We start from the raw sequence: 17,425 nt of genomic DNA on the forward strand, positions 1-17,425 counted from the left end.
TATTATATCCCTGAATGCAGCAACGTTGAGTTTTTCAGCTCTGCTCTATTCTTGATGCAAAGCGCGAGTGGGGGAAACCCCCGCGTGAAGGCGCTGCATCGCTTTCAACTAGTAATAGGTAATTGTGATCCCAAGTCTGGTCAAGTATTATATTGTTATAATTTTTATTATAAATTTTGAGTATAAACCTTTATTATAGTTTATAAGCAAGGGTGCCAGGTAATCAAACTACCTCTATTATCGGCGATCTGCAATCACCCGGAAGCGAGATAGCCACTAACTCCCCGACTTAATAGGGATGGGTTATGGCAGGTTTGGTGAGGCTACTGACCAGGCTAGAACCAGGGAAATGGCTACTGTACACCCCATACCCGTTCGATCCACACGCCAAAGCGGGTCTCCTGTTTACCCTTCAGGCTTACCCCCTGAGGTAACCTCCAATCATGACCTCTGAGATTTTTAGTGTTTGGTAGCAATTTTTACAAAAAATTAGCTCAGATTGATATTAAGTAGTTAGAAACAAATTTGTCGATTCCACGATGATTGGTACTAATCGCCGCTTTACCCTCAGGGGTTAAGGGAAAATCAAGCCAAGAGCTTGCTAAACTATAGACTAGCAGTTAACACTGTTGGCCTGTTGGCAAATTAGCTCAAAACTTGCGAACATTGATGGGCAAGGGGAATTAAGAACGGTTGTAGCAGTTCATGAAAAACTAATTAAAACTGTTTAAAATCCGCTAAAATAGCCTAAATATACAAGCCTAAATATACAAGATTCATTGACTAATCCGTGGCTTAACATCCCCGGAAGTCTTTTCACTATAAATACATAGGGGCATTGCTACAAAGGAATAGATATGGATAGGGTTGTGACGCAAGATACACCACTAGCGGCTGTGTTTCGTCAGATTGGTAGAGGAGCGTTTCCACCAGTCGTAGAAACCTATGAGCGAGGTAAGACGATTTTCTTCCCAGGAGATCCAGCTGAACGGGTTTACTTTTTGCTGAAAGGTGCTGTCAAACTTTCTAGAGTATATGAAGTAGGGGAAGAAATTACTGTAGCACTGCTCCGAGAAAATACGGTTTTCGGTGTTCTGTCTCTGATTACTGGTCACCAATCTGATCGGTTCTATCATGCAGTTGCCTTTACAACTGTAGAGTTACTCTCTTCCCCGATTGACCAGGTAGAAAAAGCACTGAAGGAAAACCCGGAATTATCAATGTTGATGTTACGGGGGCTATCGTCTCGAATATTACAGACGGAAATGATGATCGAAACCCTAGCTCATCGGGATATGGAGTCTCGATTGGTTAGTTTTCTATTAATTCTCTGCCGTGACTTTGGGATACCCTGTGGGGATGGGATTACCATTGAACTGAAGTTGTCCCATCAAGCGATCGCAGAAGCTATCGGTTCGACTCGGGTGACTGTCACCCGTCTACTGGGAGACCTACGGGAAAAAGAAATGATTTCGATTCACAAGAAAAAAATTACTGTCCACAAGCCAGTGGTTTTGAGTCAGCAATTTACCTGAAAATTAGTGATTGCAACAACTATAAACCTGATTGCGACCATTAGATTTAGCAATCCTTAGGTTCTCGTCAGCACATCCCAGTAGGCTTTCCCCTCTATGGTCGTCCGTATGCTGAAGGCAAGCAACACCCAAGCTAATGGTAATTCTCAGCACCAATCTTCCATCAATCTGAAACGGTTGATCGCTAATGATATGTCGCACTCGTTTAGCCACTGCTTGGGCTTCTTCACAGTCAGTGTGACTAAGAATGATCACAAACTCTTCTCCACCATAGCGAAAGAGGGAATCTTGAATACGTAGGTTATGTTTGAGACGACTTGCCAGTAGCTTGAGAGCGCGATCGCCTACCGGATGTCCGTAGTTGTCGTTGATGGACTTGAAATAGTCTACATCTAGGATAATCAGACTCAGGGGCGTTGATTGACTAAAGGCATTTTCGACTTGTTGGGGTAACTCCCATTCCATTGCCCGACGATTGCTCAATTCTGTCAAGGGATCAACCAATGCTATCCTAGATAGGAAATCATTAGTGTGCATTGCTTGTCGGTATAGTCGCACTCCTCGTAACCCTGCCTGAATTTGTGCCTTAAGCAACCGATGTTCTGTTACAGCTATGGGTGAGTCTTGATTGCTGATTGAACTGATCCGTAAGTAGGCATCTGCACCGTTTTCTAGGGCTTGAGCACATTCTCTTAACTCCCAGTTTGGGTCTAGTCCCTTTGTTGTAATCCCTATTTCGGGCAAGTCATTGATCAAAATGCAATATATCCAGCCGAGCAGCTTTTGTTTTTTAATCTGACGACATAGTTGTAAACTAGCCACCTGCGTTGCCTGCAAAATTAAAATAGCAGGTTGTCTAGTCTTGATCAGTTGTATGACATCATCAACTTCCAAAGATACCTCGACAGTGCTAGACCTTATATAGCAAGTCCGCTTCACAAATGCAGTGATAAACTGTTTATTTCCTACCACTAATATAGAAGCATCTATAGATGCTTCTATAGATGGATCGTTTTTATTTATAGTTAGCTCTAGAGAGCTAATACGTTCACCCTGAATCAATAATCTTAACACTGCTACTTCTTCAAGAAAGTATTAGCTAATACGTTTTTCTCTAAATTCACCAGTCTATGGAATTTTGCTATGGGATAGATAGATGCTAAATAAATTGATCCTATTGCTGACTATCGAATGGCCGCTCAAGTACAGTTGGATCTCTTACCAATTCTCCATTGCCGATTCTGCATTCCCCGATATGGATTGTGAATCACAAGCTGTAGACCTCTTGATAAATTAGGTGATATTATAACAATCATTTCCAAACTATATTCCTGTATATAAAAATTATAAATAGGTAGTGAACTATCAAGCAGCCAGGATGCCAATAATACCATGATTTTGGGTTTATAGATTTTCACAACTCGTTTATAATTTTTATATGGTTTTTAGTTTAACGAGTTTTATTGAACATAAACCTGAATAACAACAAAAATTAGTTTAATCCCCGATGAATCCAAAGCCAACTTATGCACATCTTAGGCACATAGTTAATTAGGGGTTACTCAGCAAGAGCTGAGCAGAGGGATTATTCAGCAGCTAGCAGGGCGAATTTAATTCTTAATGGGTCAAGCCCACCTAATTTATACTTGTCTCTAATACTCTCTTGTTTTTATCACAAGTGGCAGTAGCAATTTATCGGTATCCGGGTAATTTTTCTAAATCTTTATCTAACATGGTGAAAACACTTAAGTGTTCAACTGAGTGAGAGGATTATTATTCCCACTAACCTCTAATATCAAGTCAGGTTGAATACCCATAATTAGATGGAGGGTGGGGAGATGGGGAGAAGGGGAAATGGGGAGATGGGGAGGTGGGGAGATTTTTATGTAAGTATTCAGCTATCAGCGTTCAGTAATCAGTAATCAGTAATCAGCTATCAGCTGACGGCTGAATGCCTACATTTTTATTAAGGGTAATTATCCCGACATGATATAAAAAATTTATGGCAGCCGGACAGCTTGTGGTCTACTGCTTAATTAGGGCGCTGCATCGCTGTATTTCCTTGAACTCAATGAGCATCTTTGTTAGCATCTAAGATAGACTAGATGCGATACATAATTAAGCAACAGGTAAGTTGGTCTTCATTTAAATTCCATTGTTCTCAGAGCAGGGGCACAACAGAGCAAGTCATATTTAATTTAAATCCACAACAGCTAGTCAACTAACACCTAGTTAAAAAACACAATAGAAGTGACTGATTTATTCTTGTTCGCGTAGGCTCAGCCGTAGGCCACAAGGTTAATGTTTGACGGTTGATAGTCAAAGGTTAATCATCAGGTGCGCGCCCGAACGCGCACCTTGAGGTGGGTCCAAGGTCGCGTGGGATTGCTCGCGGCCTTAGAGGCGCGCACAAAGAGCGAATTTAATTCTTAATGGTAAGAGCGCACCTAAGGGTCAAGCGCACCTAAGCGGTTCCGCAATTTTTATTCAGCTGTCACCGATCTAATTTGCAGACTCAAGACAAGGGGGAGAGTAGCAGAAGGATGGGCAGCTTTTTCCGTTCGCGTAGCGTGACCGTAGGTCAATCGCGTAGCGTGGCCAAACGCGCACGCGTGGCCAACGGCCAAGGCCTTAAGTACCAAATCGGCCAATCAAATCACACTACCTTACTCTACCGTGTGACCGACAGTGGTTATTATCTGTCTAATTGACTCTTCAGAGGCTTCGGTTTCAACTCTAACTGTCTTTGATGTTACATCCACTGTGACTTTAGAGTCTGGCTCCTGTTGCAGTATACCTTCGTTGACACTCCCTGCTTTAAAAAGACAGGGATTCCTAGATCTACGACCGGCCTTAAACCTCCGTGTCCAAATGGCAATATCTAAACCGAAATCCCGTCAAGACTAAGATCTTAGTTCAGTTCACGAAAGACCCAGCGGGCTAGTCTCCTTAGGCGTTTAGCTACTTTTTGAGAAGTGCCTTATAGAGTCCGTTGCTCCTCTGTTTCACTTGGTTTCGGCGTGCCCCGCCGTACCATTATTTTCCGAAGTTGTGATCTTGCTGGGTTCACACACCAATTGGTAGTTGATGATTGGGTTTTTAAGGAGGATTTTCCCTGCCCTCCGGGCATTACTACTTTAAGGTCAAACAATTGCGGGTCTCTCTCCCGGTTGTGCCTCGGTTTTTCAGCCTGTACCCGATATCTCAATTATACTATGGCGCTAGAAAAGTTTCAAGTTCTTAATTATAATTATATTAGGCGACTTTAGTCGCTAGTCACTTTCATCTCCGCTCTAAAGATGCGGAGCTTTCAGTGTTGGGTTTCGCAGTAATGGTCTTGGCACACCCATCACAGGCAATACTGGGAACTTTTAACTGTACTACTGCCATAGTCAATACTCCATCCGTTTTTCTTACACCGGTTAATCAGGTTGCCCTTAAAGCTTGCAGCTCAAGCTAGCAAGGTTAATGCTTAACCAATAACTTAGATCGATTGACTACAATACTCAAAGGGCCTAGCCAGGATTGACTAGACCCATTCGAGTGGAAAAAGACAAATTTTCAACGAGTTAACTTTCTGACTACCAGTTTTCAATTATTACTATGGTTGGCAAACTACACAGATACACCATTAACTAAATCTCACACAGTCGTGTCTTTCCGGACTTTGGTTTGGCTTACTCCAACTTCTGTTGGTTTCTTACCACTTGATGCTATGTTTGATTGGTGCCTACTGTGGCTGGGTCATAGAGGGGTAGAAATCATCTTATCTATGCCCATTTGGTTTGTCGCTTCAGGTTTTTATCTGAAGGATGACTTCCACTCTTTAAAGCTAACATGACCTTCTGGAGATTACGAATACTTGTTGTTAAAGTTCAGGAGTCTTTACAAACTGCAACGATTAGATGAAAAAGTATGAAGGGTCTGGGATTTACCGAATATAGCGTTTATCATAGCTATGAGGTACACATTATTTTTTACCTCTTCCCTCACTTCCCCTCCTGGGAGGGGTTAGGGGTGGGTTCCTCTTCCCATATCCGCTGCTCCCTGCTCCCATATCCGCTACTCCCTGCTCCCTGCTCCCTGCTCCCTAAAACCCAGAGATTTGTACCTCATGGGTATAATAATTGCTATAGGTTGCACCAATACTCAAAGGGCCTAGCCAGGATTGACTAGACCCATTCGAGTGGAAAAAGACAAATTTTCAACGAGTTAACTTTCTGACTACCAGTTTTGATCACTACTATGGTTGGCAAACTACACAGATACACCCAATACTAAATCTCACACAGTCGCGTCTTTCCGGACTTTGGTTTGGCTTCCTCCAACTTCTGTTGGTTTCTCGCCACTTCTTGCTATGTTCGATTGGTGCCTACTGTGGCTGGGCTATAGACCGGTAGAAATCATCTTATCTATGCCCATTTGGTTTGTCGCTTCAGGTTCTTATCTGAAGGATGACTTCCACTCTTTAAACCTAACACGACCTTCTAGGGATTACGAATACTTGTTGTTAAAGTTAAGGAGTCTTTACACACTGCAACGATTAGATTAAGAAGTATGAATGCTGAAGGTTAAAGGTTACAGGTTGAAAGTTGAAGGTTGAAGGTTACGGGTTAGATGTTGAATGTTACAGGTTAGATGTTGCTAGTTATACATCCGGCTTTCAGTTGTTAAGCCTCTAATCTTCAAGCATCAAACCTTGGCCAAAAGGCCACGCGTGCGCGTTCAACCTCCCAACCTTCAACCTCCCAACCTTAAACCTCCCAACCTTAAACCTCCCAACCTTAAACCTCCCAACCTTCAACCTCCCAACCTTCAGCCTCCCAACCTTAAACCTCCCAACCTTCAACCATCCAACCTTGGCCAAAAGGCCACGCGTGCGCGTTCAACCTCCCAAGCTTCAACCTCCCAACCTCCAAGCATCACAATGGTTTGCTCTCCTATCAAGGGTGGGCTTTCACCTTCGCTTCTATGTAAGAATGGATCATACGTAAATTAATAAATATAGCGATAGGGTTTTAATTACCATATGCCCATACCCTAAAGCTGACTTGTAGAGAACCATGCCCGATATCCCTAATTATTTGCGCGGTAACGAAATCCGGCAAACTTTCCTCGATTTCTACTCCCAACGGCAACACAAGGTATTGCCAAGTGCTTCCCTAGTACCGGAAGACCCGACGGTGTTGCTGACAATTGCAGGAATGTTGCCGTTTAAACCGATTTTTCTAGGACAACGTCAGTCGGAATTCCCTCGCGCCACCACATCCCAAAAATGTATCCGCAACAATGATATAGAGAATGTGGGACGCACGGCACGGCATCATACTTTTTTTGAGATGCTGGGGAATTTTAGTTTTGGGGATTACTTTAAGGAACAAGCGATCGCATGGGCATGGGAACTCTCTACAGAGGTATTCGGTTTGCCACCAGAACGCTTAGTAGTGAGTGTGTTTCGGGATGATGACGAAGCGTTTGGGATCTGGCGGGATAAAATTGGCATCCCAGCCCATCGCATCCAGCGCTTGGGTGAGGAGGATAATTATTGGAAATCCGGTCCAACCGGTCCGTGTGGTCCGTGTTCGGAAATTTACTACGATTTTCACCCAGAACTGGGAGACGAGAGCATTGACTTGGAAGATGATACTAGGTTTATTGAGTTCTATAACCTGGTATTCATGGAATACAACCAGGATGCGGAGGGTAATCGCACCCCGTTAGAGAAACAAAATATTGATACGGGGATGGGACTGGAGAGGATGGCGCAAATCCTCCAGCAAGTGCCGAATAATTATGAAACTGATTTAATTTTCCCGATTGTAAAAACGGCAGCGGAAATTGCTGGGGTTAACTATAGCAAGAGTGATGAGAAGACGAAGGTTTCTCTGAAGGTTATTGGTGACCATATCCGGGCAATTGTTCATATGATCGCGGATGGGATTACGGCTTCTAACACCGGACGGGGTTATGTGTTGCGCCGTTTGCTGCGTAGAGTGGTGCGTCATGGCCGCTTGATTGGGATTGATGGGGAATTTACCTGGAAAGTAGCTCAAACAGCGATCGCATTATCTCAATCCGCTTATCCTAATGTGCGGGAACGGGAAAAGACTATCAAAGCTGAAATGGAGCGGGAAGAGTCTCAATTCCTGAAAACCCTGGAACGGGGTGAGAAGCTGCTAGCTGAGATTTTGGCCAAGAAGCCTAAGCAGATTTCTGGCACAGATGCGTTTACCCTCTATGATACCTATGGTTTCCCAGTGGAATTAACTGAGGAAATTGCTGAAGAACAGGGCTTAACGGTAGACCTCGATGGCTTCGAGGTGGAAATGGAACGCCAGCGGGAACGGGCTAGAGTTGCCCATGAAACGATTGACTTAACGGTACAGGGTAGCTTAGATCAGCTAGGGGAACAGATCGATAGTACGGCATTCCTGGGTTACACTCAACCCCAGTCCATGGCTAAGGTAGAGGCTTTGCTAGTTGATGGGAAGTCCGTGGAATCCGCTGGAGCTGGCAGTAAGGTCCAGGTGATTTTGGATCAGACCCCATTCTATGCAGAATCTGGGGGACAAATAGGCGATCGCGGTTATCTGTCTGGGGATTCGCTATTGGTTCGCATCGAAGATGTTCAGAAGGAATCGGATTTCTTTGTCCACTTCGGTACTGTCGAACGGGGAAATTTAGCGGTAGGCACAACAGTAACGGCTCAAATTGACCGGGCTTGTCGCCGTCGAGTTCAAGCTAACCATAGTGCGACCCATTTACTGCAAGCGGCTCTGAAAAAAATTGTTGACCCAAGCATCTCTCAGGCAGGCTCTTTGGTGGCTTTTGACCGCTTGCGCTTTGACTTCAATTGCCCTCGCGCTCTGACATCGGAAGAGTTAGACCAAATTGAGTCACAAATTAATACTTGGATTAGTGAAGCCCATACCGCAGATGTGGAGGTGATGCCTTTGACAAAAGCTAAGGCTAAGGGCGCAACCGCTATGTTTGGGGAAAAGTATGGCGATGAGGTCAGGGTGATTGATTTCCCTGGTGTCTCCATGGAATTGTGTGGTGGTACCCATGTCAACAATACTGCTGAGATTGGGGTGTTTAAGATTATCTCTTCCGCAGGGGTCGCGTCTGGGATTAGGCGGATAGAAGCAGTCGCTGGACCGGCGGTGCTGGATTATCTGAATGTGCGGGATAAGGTGGTTAAGGATTTATGCGATCGCTTTAAGGCACAACCGGAAGAGTTACCTGAGCGGATTAGTAATTTACAACAGGAACTCAAGGCTACTAATAAACAGTTAGATGCCCTCAAGCAACAATTGGCTTTGGCAAAATCTGACCAATTGTTAGCCGAAGCTAAGTCAGTCGGTGAGTTCAAGGTTCTGGTAGCCAAGATGGAGGGAGTAGAACCAGAGGGATTAAAAAGTGTTGCGCAACAGCTACAGCAGAAGCTGGGAGAAAGTGCAGTAGTGTTGGGTTCAGTGCCTAGCCCCGACAAGGTGAGTTTAGTGGCAGCCTTTAGTAAGGGTGTTAATCAGAAAGGCTTGCAGGCTGGGAAGTTTATTGGTGCGATCGCTAAAATTTGCGGTGGTGGTGGCGGTGGACGACCTAACTTGGCCCAAGCTGGCGGAAAAGATGGCAGTAAGTTAGGGGAAGCTCTTGATAGGGCGTTGGAACAGTTGTTGGAAGGGTTGCAGTGATTTTGGAGTGGGGGATCCCCCCTTATTAATAGTTAGGGGGGATTTGAGGAAATAGTTGTATTTGTGCGTTCGCGTAGCGGCTCTGTAAGAGCATCGCTTTTTTATGCTGTGGTGAGCAATTTAGTGCGTCAGTGCAATAGTTTTGTTAAGGCACTGACCGATCCATCGTAATTGGTAAGTTAGTGCAATAGTCTTTTTTAGCGCTTGCATGTTAATCCAATTTCGGTTATAATACTCACACCGCTGACGCAATGGTTTTCCAGCCATGATGATTTCTACCGCATAAGGGGCTGATTTAGTAGGTGTTTCTGCCACTCGCCTCCGTTTCCTTATGAACAAGGGCAGAGTTACAGGTAGGCTTGGCACCACACTCGAAAGGATTCTTCAAGAGAAGATATCGAGTGTAATGTATTGTTGTACATTTTTATAAAAATTGCATTTTTCTCCTACAAGCTTTGCTTAGCAAAAATTGTAGCAATAACCCTATAATATTAGATCATACCTATACCCTAAATAGCCTAAATTTTGATACTCTCAACAGTATATTGCTTGAGGTAATGCTGAGGCTAATCTTAATCTTTACAATTCACTATATTCATGGAATAATACCGAGAAAATTGAATAATCTGAGTAGGTCTACCTCGATTAAGGCTGTAGATTTACATCATAATATCTGTAAGTACGATTGTCTAAATTCGGCACTAAATTAAACGCTTATTGTTTATTTATAATTATCTAATGGCTGATCAGTATATATCACATAGCTATCGTATTCTTCAAGAATATAAAACTTCAATCTACTGTAGAACCTATAAGGTAAATGATGAGAGTGCAGCGGCCCAACCTTGTTACTATATAGCCAAAGAATATAAGCCTTTTTCTGAAGAACCAGAGGTAATGGAAGAAGCTCAACAGCTTTTCAGACAACGTGTCCAAGAGATAAGGGCTTTGAAAATTAACGGTATAGCAAATATTAAGTATCAGTTTCGCCAAGGCAATAGTTTCTATATACTTCGAGATTATATAGAAGATAATACTATTGAGGCAGAGATTAAAAATGGAAAGTTATTCAATGAGGAAACAGTTAAGATAATTCTCCGGAAATCTCTAGAGATTTTAGTTGAATTACATGATCAAAAAATAGCTCAGGGTAATATTAGGGCTTCTAACCTAATATATTCAGGAGACGATCAACTAACTCTTCTTGATATTGGAGATTTAAACGAAATCGGTGGGCTACAGATAGTTTCGGGTAAGGTGTCTATTGCTCTAGACAAATATAATGATCGTTACAAAGCACCCAAAGGGAATAAAGAGAGGTATCGAGACGATCTATATGCTTTGGGAGTTGTTTGTATTGAGATGATCAGATCTCAGATTAATCCTCAGCTTATTAGTCACCAATCTACTAAAGAAACTATATGGCGTTATCACGTTCCTGGGAAACGCCCTTTACAGATTAGCGATGCATTTGCAAAAATCATAGACAAAATGATTCTTTATGAGCCCCAAGCTCGCTATCAGTCAGCTAAAGAGATATTGAATGACTTAGATCAACTCCTTGATCCTAGGTCTAAAACCCCTGCACATGACAAGACTCAGCTCAAGATAAGTATTCTTAGATTTAGGAAAAAAATATTTTCAAATCCACTATATGCTCTATTGATTATAGTTTCTTTAATTGGTTTTGCTTATCTATCAATAGGAGTAATTCAAACTGTTATAAGTTTTGTTAATCCTAAAACTTGTCCACTTAAGATTGGCGATAATATAAGTTGTGGTGAAGAGAGTCTTTTTTCGGGTGATCAACCAACCAATAAAAATGATGGCCTTAAAGCCTATTATGAGCAAGAGTACCAAAAATCTTCAGAGTTTTTTAAAGTTTCCTGGGCAAAAGAAGATAGAGATCCAGAAACATTAATTTACTGGAATAATGCTAAACTTAATACAAATATCAATATAAAGCCCTATACTATTGCGGTTGGAATTCCTATCAGAGTAGACGAAGATACAGCCAGAGTAGACGAAGATACAGCCAAAGAGTTACTTCGAGGAATTGCTCAAGCTCAAGACGAGATCAATAACTCCGAAGTTAAGATCAATGGTAAACCGCTAAAAATCTTGATTGCCGATGATCATGATGATGTCGCTCACGCTAAGCGTAGGGCAAATCAAATAGCTTCTCAAAGTGAGATTATAGCTGTAGTTGGTCATTATGCTAGTGGAATTACTCTTAAAACCTTGGAAGTTTATCAAAAACATAAAATAGTTATAGTTGCTCCAATCAGTAGCTCAGAGTCTTTGACAGATTTCTGTATTAAGCAGAAACAGTGCTTCTTTTTTAGAATTGTTGCTAATCATAATCATGCAGCTACATACTTGGCTAATTTATTACTTGATGACTTAGAAAAAAAAGGTCTTAAAAAAACAGCTGGGGTTGTTTATAGCCACCCCGATGATTATAGTAAGTCGTTTAAATCCGTTATTGAAAAACGTGTTCGAGAAAAAGGTAATTTTATTAATTTAGAACCTAACGATCTCTCAATTCGAGCGTTTGATGCTGGACAAATTATTGATCACGCTCAGCAAAATCAAGTAAATGCAATTTTTGTAGTTCCTGACGGGAGAAATACAAATTATGCACTTTCTAACGCAGTAAATTTGATTAAACTTAATCAGGGTCGGCTATTGCTTGGAGGAGCGCCATCATTATACCATCCTCAGACCTTAAAAGGCCTATCCAACGAGAGTAAAAGTGTACTATCAAAGTTTATAGCTTATTCTGATTGGCATCGCTTGAAAGGGTGCGTAGATACTCCTGAGGGAAAAGCCTTTTGCCAGCAAGCTTCAAAACTATGGAAAACAACTCAGCTAAGTTTGAGAACAGCCACTGCATACGATGCCATCATGACCATCGCTAAGGCTCTAGAGACTTTACCAAACTCCGATCGAGTCAAGTTACAAGAAGCCTTAAGTAATAATAATTTTAGTTACTCAGGTGTAACTGGGACAGTCAAATTCAAACCAGATGGTAACCGCACAGAGCCACCAGGAGCGGCAGTTAAAGTTATACGATCAACATGTGATTCAGCTTACCAGGGATTAGAATTTGTTCCCATTGAGTATGTGGATGAAAGAGAATGTTAGTTGATTGAATAGGAAAACCTAATGAATAATACAGAAAAAACTGTTATTGCAGTAACTGGTCATACCAATTCCGGTAAAACAACTTTGATCAGAACGTTAACCAAGACCAATTTCGGTATAGTTGCTGACCAAGCACATGCAACAAAAAAGACTGAAACGATTCCATATGAGACTATGCAAGCCTGGTTCCTTGATTGTCCAGGTTTTGAGGTTCCAGATTCTTGTTTAGCCTATATGAGAGCTAAAAAACAAGGGCTTTCTCCAGAGATATTAGCAAACATATTTCCAAATGTTGATAGGATGAAATATGACCTAATAGCAATAGAAGGAGTAGAGCAAGAAGCAGATGTGGTAATATACGTTGTCGATACTTTAAATGATGTGCCGGAAACAGGACATGATCAAGAAATTGAACTTTTAAAGGAATTAAATAAGCCGATTATTGGCATTGGAAATAAAAGCATAAAAAGAAATGAACAGCATGTCGAACGAATAACTCAGTGGGAATATTTTTTTAAACGAAACCATATCACTAATTACATTATGTTTGATGGTTGGTGGGATGATCCTGCCAAAGTTACTCAGATTTATAGCTATGTTGAAAATTTATTGTCTGGTCACAAGAAAGAAAGATATCGCATAGACCTTGCAAATTTCAGAAATAGACAACTGGAAATTTTAAGGGAAGCTTCATATTTAATGTATGACTGTATCCAAGCATGCAGCAAAGCAAAAAGACAAAAGGGTATTGATAACACTTCACCAGAAAAGAATCTCATTGATGAAATACGTAATGAAGTTAAACAGTTGTTAGAAGATTTTAATGAAAACGTGTCAAACCTTTATGACTTAGCAGCAGACGATCCACTCAAAGGAGTTAATGACCTTAACTTTCATAAAAAAAACTTTTCAAAGCCTAAAGATGTAGTTGATGGTGCAGCTGCTGGTACAGGCATTGGGACTGGAGTCGGTGGTGTTATAGGTGGGATAATCGGTTTTCTGATTGGATTGCCTGTTGGTGGTTTTACTGCTGGAGGAGCAGCGCTAGTTGGTATACAGGTAGGGGCTACTGTTGTTGGTTTATTGGGAGGAAGTATTTGGGCTGTATTATCTGTAAATAACAATATAGAAGTTTCTCTCGATCAAAATGGTAAAAACTTTATAGCTACTACTTGTCTAGCTATTATATGGGGAGTGTCTTACCACGGTTACGGAAACAGCCCAACTATAGGAGAGGAAGACATTGTTCGGCTTTTACAAACAATTAAAAATTTCCAAGACAACAGATATATTGTTTGGGATAAACTAAGGAAAAAACAGGTGTTTGAAGAATGTAAACAGTTTTTTGAAAAAGTAGAAGGTAGATTGTAAGGTGGAATGTGTAGCAAAGCTGACGGGGTGCTTGCCGTCTCCTCAGGAGGCATAGAGAAGCACTGCCTGCAAATCATTTGCCTCTAAATCAGGCATTTCTGCTAAGATTTGCTCAGCACTCAGTCCAGCTGCAAACAAATCCAGCACATCGGATACTCTAATTCTCATACCTCGAATACAAGGGCGACCACCGCACTGTTTTGGATTAATGGTAATTCTTTGAAGCAAATCGGACATATATAGCAATTCTTAGAGTCATGAGGACAAAGCTTATCCCTTTAAGGCAAAAGGCAATAGGCAATAGGCAATAGTTAAGAGGGTTTGAAGCGATGCAGCGTGGCACAGGCTTCTAGCCTGTGGTGGCACGTAGCGCATTAGCTGATAGCGGATAGCTGAATGCTTACCTGCTCCCTAAACCCAGGACTCAAGTAGCAAAAAAGTCGCTGATAACTGCGATAAAAGCCTAAATAAAATCTTCAATCACTGCTGTTACCGCTTCATGATACTCTTCAGAAATACCTAAGGTTCCAGCTAATCGAACGGTTTGCACCTGTTCTAACTCCGCCATCGCTATCATTTCCGCTTTTGACTTAGGTGGTGCATTTTTCGCTAATATAATTAATACGGGCATGGGCACAGAGTCTAAAAGCTGCAAAAACTCCTCCCTATTAACTACAGGATCAATTGCGCCAGTAACAAACGCAGCCGGGGCATATCTGCCGCCATCTTTGGAAGTGATTTCATGTTTTTGGGCGATAAATTCGGGAGTTAGTTTGGTTTGATCCACATAGACGTGGCGTTTATACATCAAGCGCAGAAACGAAGGGGTAGTGTTGAGATAGTATAGACTCTGACCTAACCAGGGCGATCGCACTAGGTTTTTTACTCCGTTTCTCACTCCATCGGGTAAACCCATTACTCTTAACGGTCCTTTCCAAGTGGGAGCCACTAAAATTAGTTTAGAAATACTATCTGGATTATCTTGGGCAAATTTTAAAGCGTATCCAGACGCATGACCGGCAGCCATTAAAATTATTGAGCTATTATTAAAAACAGAGTTAACAAAATCTGCTAATAACTGCTGAAATAATACAGGATTGTAATCTACAGGAGGGCATTGAGAGTCGCCAAATCCTAACCAATCGAGAACTGTAACTTGATAGTTGCTAGCGAGTAGATTGGCAATACCTTTCATTTCTGTACGACTAGAAACGGTACTAAAAGCAGGCAGTAACAGTACCGGGTTTCCTGCGCCGATAGTTTCGTAGACCACTCGATACTGTTTGTCTTGCCAATTCCAGTTGTAGAAATTTTTGGTACCGCCAATACCAGAGTTAATTTGAGTCGGATTAGTTGCTGTAGTCATAGTGATAGGGGTGTATCTGATATAGCAATTCTACGACTTGTGAGGTACAAATATCTAGGTTTTAGGGAGCAGGGAGTCGGGAGCAGGGAGCAGGGAGCAGGGAAGGTGTAGGGTGTAGGGTGTAGGGTGGGAAGTGTGGGGAGATGGCGAAATTTTTATTAAGCGATGCAGCGCGGTCTTGGGGAGGCAGTGCGGTCTTGGGGGTTACCCCCATGAGCAACTGCCGTGGTTTCCCCCATGAGCGACTGCATCAAGACAGGGTAATTATCCTGAGTCAAATCGCTGTAATGAAGAAAGTACTTTTTATTTGCAGTCAAAATAAGTTAAGAAGTCCAACGGCTGAGGCAGTGTTTGCTGAAGAACCAAGACTGTTGGTTGCCTCAGCAGGATTAAATAATAACGCTGAGGTGCCAGTTACTCCTGAGCTACTTAAGTGGGCAGACATTATTTTTGTTATGGAAAAGTCCCACAGAAACAAGCTATCCAAGAAATTTAAAAAGTACTTAAATAAGCAACGAGTGGTTTGTCTAGAGATACCGGATAGTTATGGATATATGGATCCGGTACTGGTGAGCTTATTAAAAGCCAAAGTTTCTAGGCATTTAGGAACTTACTAGCTATCACTTGGGCTTTGTGAGCATCACGTGCCAGAGAATAAAGGCAGTTAAGGAGCCATAACCTAATAGTCTTATAGTGTTAGCCACTCCTGCCAACTGGCGATACCAAATACAACTGTGTTATCCATAAATAGTGATCACTACTGAGATACAAATATCCGGGTTTTAGGGGGCAGGGAGCAGGGACTTCGGAGCAGGGACTTCGGAGCAGGTAACACAGAAGAGGTAAGAGCCAATAGTCAAACAGTTATGTGTACCTCATTAGTCCTAGAAACGCTATAACTGATAACTAATTTAAATACATAAGGATGAAAAGATGATAAACAATAATTTTGTTGGTACTTGGAAGCTGATTTCTTGGGAAAGTAAAACTCGAAAGGGAAAAATTTCCCACCCATTTGGTAAAAATCCCATTGGTTATATTACATACACAGAATATCAACATATGTCTGCTACCATTATGAAAAAAAATCGTCCAAATCTTAAGATGTCTCTTGAAGAAATGAGCAAAGGTAGAACACTAATTTCAAGACCCTGGTTATTAATCAATGGGTGGAAGTATATCAAAGCTGGGTTGAGATATTTTCAGGCATCCACTAACTACATTTCCTATAGCGGTAAATATGAAATTAAAGGAAACAAAGTCGTTCATCATGTGGAAGTTAGCCTTATTCCTGACTGGACTGGTACAGACTTGGAACGTACTTTTGAATTTTTATCAGATAGCAGGCTAGTATTGAGTAAACCTACTCAAGACGGCAATCATCATTATCTAACCTGGGAGCGCGTCTGAATAGCACCTTTGAGAAGGTCTGCTGGTGGTCGTTGGGATAGTAGCACAGACCGCTCCAATAACACCAAAATCTGTTGATTCACAGAACGGCCTTCTCGGGCAGCCATGTCTTTAATCTTTTGGTAAAGCTCTTCAGGAATATCTCGTAGAGTGAAAGTGGTCATGGTTTGCCCTAATGTTTACACTATTATGATGCCAAAAAAGCCATTCGAATGCGATGCTCTTAAGGCCAAAGGGCACGCTAAGCGAATAGAGCCGCTAAGCGATTGGCCGTAGGCCACGCCTTTGGCGATCGCATCCGGACTGCTAAAATCACTAATTGTGTATCACTACCAAATTCCGAAACGTGAGTCTAGCTGACTTCTGTCTTCTGACTTCTGACTTCTGACTTCTGACTTGCGCGTAGCGCTATATCACTTCGGCTTTGTGAGCATCACGCGCCAAAAAACAAAAGCAATTAAGGATGCATAACCTAATACTGTTAGCCACTCCTCCAAAGTGCCCATACCCAAGAAAACTGTGTTATCCATAAATACAGAATAAATATATAGTAATTATTATACTCATATTGAATGGTCTAATTCTGAAACATCAGAGTAACCAGTGATTACTCAAGCTCAGATGGCTTTTGCTGTTGTTCTTCCAAAAACAGCTCTACAGCCCGATTAAACTCTTCCGGTTCTACTAAAAAAGGCCAATGATTGCCAGGAACTTGACGAATAGTTAATTTTTTTAAATAAGTTTTATAGGGTTTTAGTTGCCCATCGGCACGATTAAGACCTTTTTCTGGTACTATCAATACTGTAGGAATTTCAATAATTTCCGTTAGTCCTGCTACGCGCATCACGTCTTCAAAAATTTCATTTCTCGCCTGAACCACAAATTTACTCCCCCAACTGCCA

14 protein-coding genes are annotated in these 17,425 nt (G+C 41.8%); 8 read left to right on the forward strand and 6 right to left on the reverse strand.

The features are described from left to right. Positions 1–857: 857 nt before the first annotated feature. On the forward strand, positions 858–1,535 hold the full coding sequence (gene ntcA, locus F6K52_RS16470) for a global nitrogen regulator NtcA (protein ID WP_070391512.1): 678 nt from the start codon (positions 858–860) through the stop codon (positions 1,533–1,535). A gap of 3 nt (positions 1,536–1,538) precedes the next feature. Here the strand turns inward: ntcA and F6K52_RS16475 are convergent, their stop codons facing one another. After that, positions 1,539–2,609 carry a diguanylate cyclase gene (locus F6K52_RS16475; protein WP_293079438.1) on the reverse strand — a complete coding sequence of 357 codons (1,071 nt, stop codon included), beginning with the start codon at positions 2,607–2,609 and terminating at the stop codon, positions 1,539–1,541. Positions 2,610–4,223: 1,614 nt separating this feature from the next. Here F6K52_RS16475 and F6K52_RS16480 point away from each other — a divergent pair. From F6K52_RS16480 to F6K52_RS16500, 5 genes are all read left to right on the forward strand, one after another. After that, on the forward strand, positions 4,224–4,442 hold the full coding sequence (locus F6K52_RS16480; RefSeq protein WP_293079440.1) for a hypothetical protein: 219 nt from the start codon (positions 4,224–4,226) through the stop codon (positions 4,440–4,442). Between the two features lie 1,008 nt (positions 4,443–5,450). Further along, positions 5,451–5,711, forward strand: a complete 261-nt coding sequence (locus F6K52_RS16485) for a hypothetical protein (protein ID WP_293079442.1) — start codon at positions 5,451–5,453, stop codon at positions 5,709–5,711. 887 nt (positions 5,712–6,598) lie between these two features. Next, positions 6,599–9,229, forward strand: coding sequence for an alanine--tRNA ligase (gene alaS / locus F6K52_RS16490; protein ID WP_293079444.1), 2,631 nt, complete (start codon positions 6,599–6,601; stop codon positions 9,227–9,229). Positions 9,230–9,967: 738 nt separating this feature from the next. After that, complete coding sequence (locus F6K52_RS16495) at positions 9,968–12,376, forward strand: ABC transporter substrate-binding protein (protein WP_293079446.1); 2,409 nt, start codon at positions 9,968–9,970, stop codon at positions 12,374–12,376. Between the two features lie 21 nt (positions 12,377–12,397). Beyond that, a complete protein-coding gene (locus tag F6K52_RS16500; protein WP_293079448.1) occupies positions 12,398–13,747 on the forward strand; it encodes a GTPase domain-containing protein in 1,350 nt (449 codons plus the stop codon). A 42-nt stretch (positions 13,748–13,789) separates the two neighbouring features. Here the strand turns inward: F6K52_RS16500 and F6K52_RS16505 are convergent, their stop codons facing one another. From F6K52_RS16505 to F6K52_RS16515, 3 genes are all read right to left on the reverse strand, one after another. After that, positions 13,790–13,984: a DUF433 domain-containing protein gene (locus F6K52_RS16505; RefSeq protein WP_293079450.1), complete on the reverse strand. Its 195-nt coding sequence runs from the start codon at positions 13,982–13,984 to the stop codon at positions 13,790–13,792. Positions 13,985–14,210: 226 nt separating this feature from the next. After that, positions 14,211–15,113: an alpha/beta hydrolase gene (locus F6K52_RS16510; RefSeq protein ID WP_293079452.1), complete on the reverse strand. Its 903-nt coding sequence runs from the start codon at positions 15,111–15,113 to the stop codon at positions 14,211–14,213. Between the two features lie 61 nt (positions 15,114–15,174). Beyond that, on the reverse strand, positions 15,175–15,327 hold the full coding sequence (locus F6K52_RS16515) for a hypothetical protein (protein ID WP_293079455.1): 153 nt from the start codon (positions 15,325–15,327) through the stop codon (positions 15,175–15,177). Between F6K52_RS16515 and F6K52_RS16520 the strand changes: the two genes are divergently transcribed. Both F6K52_RS16520 and F6K52_RS16525 read left to right on the forward strand, forming a co-directional pair. Further along, a complete protein-coding gene (locus F6K52_RS16520; RefSeq protein ID WP_293079457.1) occupies positions 15,326–15,730 on the forward strand; it encodes a low molecular weight protein tyrosine phosphatase family protein in 405 nt (134 codons plus the stop codon). The two genes, F6K52_RS16515 and F6K52_RS16520, sit on opposite strands and share 2 nt — an antisense overlap. 316 nt (positions 15,731–16,046) lie before the next feature. After that, complete coding sequence (locus tag F6K52_RS16525; RefSeq protein ID WP_293079459.1) at positions 16,047–16,523, forward strand: lipocalin-like domain-containing protein; 477 nt, start codon at positions 16,047–16,049, stop codon at positions 16,521–16,523. Here the strand turns inward: F6K52_RS16525 and F6K52_RS16530 are convergent. Both F6K52_RS16530 and F6K52_RS16535 read right to left on the reverse strand, forming a co-directional pair. Next, a complete protein-coding gene (locus tag F6K52_RS16530; RefSeq protein WP_293079461.1) occupies positions 16,499–16,687 on the reverse strand; it encodes an Arc family DNA-binding protein in 189 nt (62 codons plus the stop codon). The two genes, F6K52_RS16525 and F6K52_RS16530, sit on opposite strands and share 25 nt — an antisense overlap. 443 nt (positions 16,688–17,130) lie before the next feature. Beyond that, a partial coding sequence (locus F6K52_RS16535) for an alpha/beta hydrolase (protein ID WP_293079463.1) occupies positions 17,131–17,425 on the reverse strand: 295 nt, incomplete at its 5' end.

This window comes from Moorena sp. SIO3H5, from assembly GCF_010692395.1.
Taxonomy (GTDB): domain Bacteria; phylum Cyanobacteriota; class Cyanobacteriia; order Cyanobacteriales; family Coleofasciculaceae; genus Moorena.

Excerpts from the sequence above, each read along its gene's own strand:
- ntcA (WP_070391512.1), top strand. The coding sequence starts at position 858 with ATGGATAGGGTTGTGACGCAAGATACACCACTAGCGGCTGTGTTTCGT.
- F6K52_RS16485 (WP_293079442.1), top strand. The coding sequence starts at position 5,451 with ATGAAGGGTCTGGGATTTACCGAATATAGCGTTTATCATAGCTATGAG.
- alaS (WP_293079444.1), top strand. The coding sequence starts at position 6,599 with ATGCCCGATATCCCTAATTATTTGCGCGGTAACGAAATCCGGCAAACT.
- F6K52_RS16495 (WP_293079446.1), top strand. The coding sequence starts at position 9,968 with ATGGCTGATCAGTATATATCACATAGCTATCGTATTCTTCAAGAATAT.
- F6K52_RS16500 (WP_293079448.1), top strand. The coding sequence starts at position 12,398 with ATGAATAATACAGAAAAAACTGTTATTGCAGTAACTGGTCATACCAAT.
- F6K52_RS16505 (WP_293079450.1), bottom strand. The coding sequence starts at position 13,984 with ATGTCCGATTTGCTTCAAAGAATTACCATTAATCCAAAACAGTGCGGT.
- F6K52_RS16510 (WP_293079452.1), bottom strand. The coding sequence starts at position 15,113 with ATGACTACAGCAACTAATCCGACTCAAATTAACTCTGGTATTGGCGGT.
- F6K52_RS16520 (WP_293079457.1), top strand. The coding sequence starts at position 15,326 with ATGAGCAACTGCCGTGGTTTCCCCCATGAGCGACTGCATCAAGACAGG.
- F6K52_RS16515 (WP_293079455.1), bottom strand. The coding sequence starts at position 15,327 with ATGGGGGTAACCCCCAAGACCGCACTGCCTCCCCAAGACCGCGCTGCA.
- F6K52_RS16525 (WP_293079459.1), top strand. The coding sequence starts at position 16,047 with ATGATAAACAATAATTTTGTTGGTACTTGGAAGCTGATTTCTTGGGAA.
- F6K52_RS16530 (WP_293079461.1), bottom strand. The coding sequence starts at position 16,687 with ATGACCACTTTCACTCTACGAGATATTCCTGAAGAGCTTTACCAAAAG.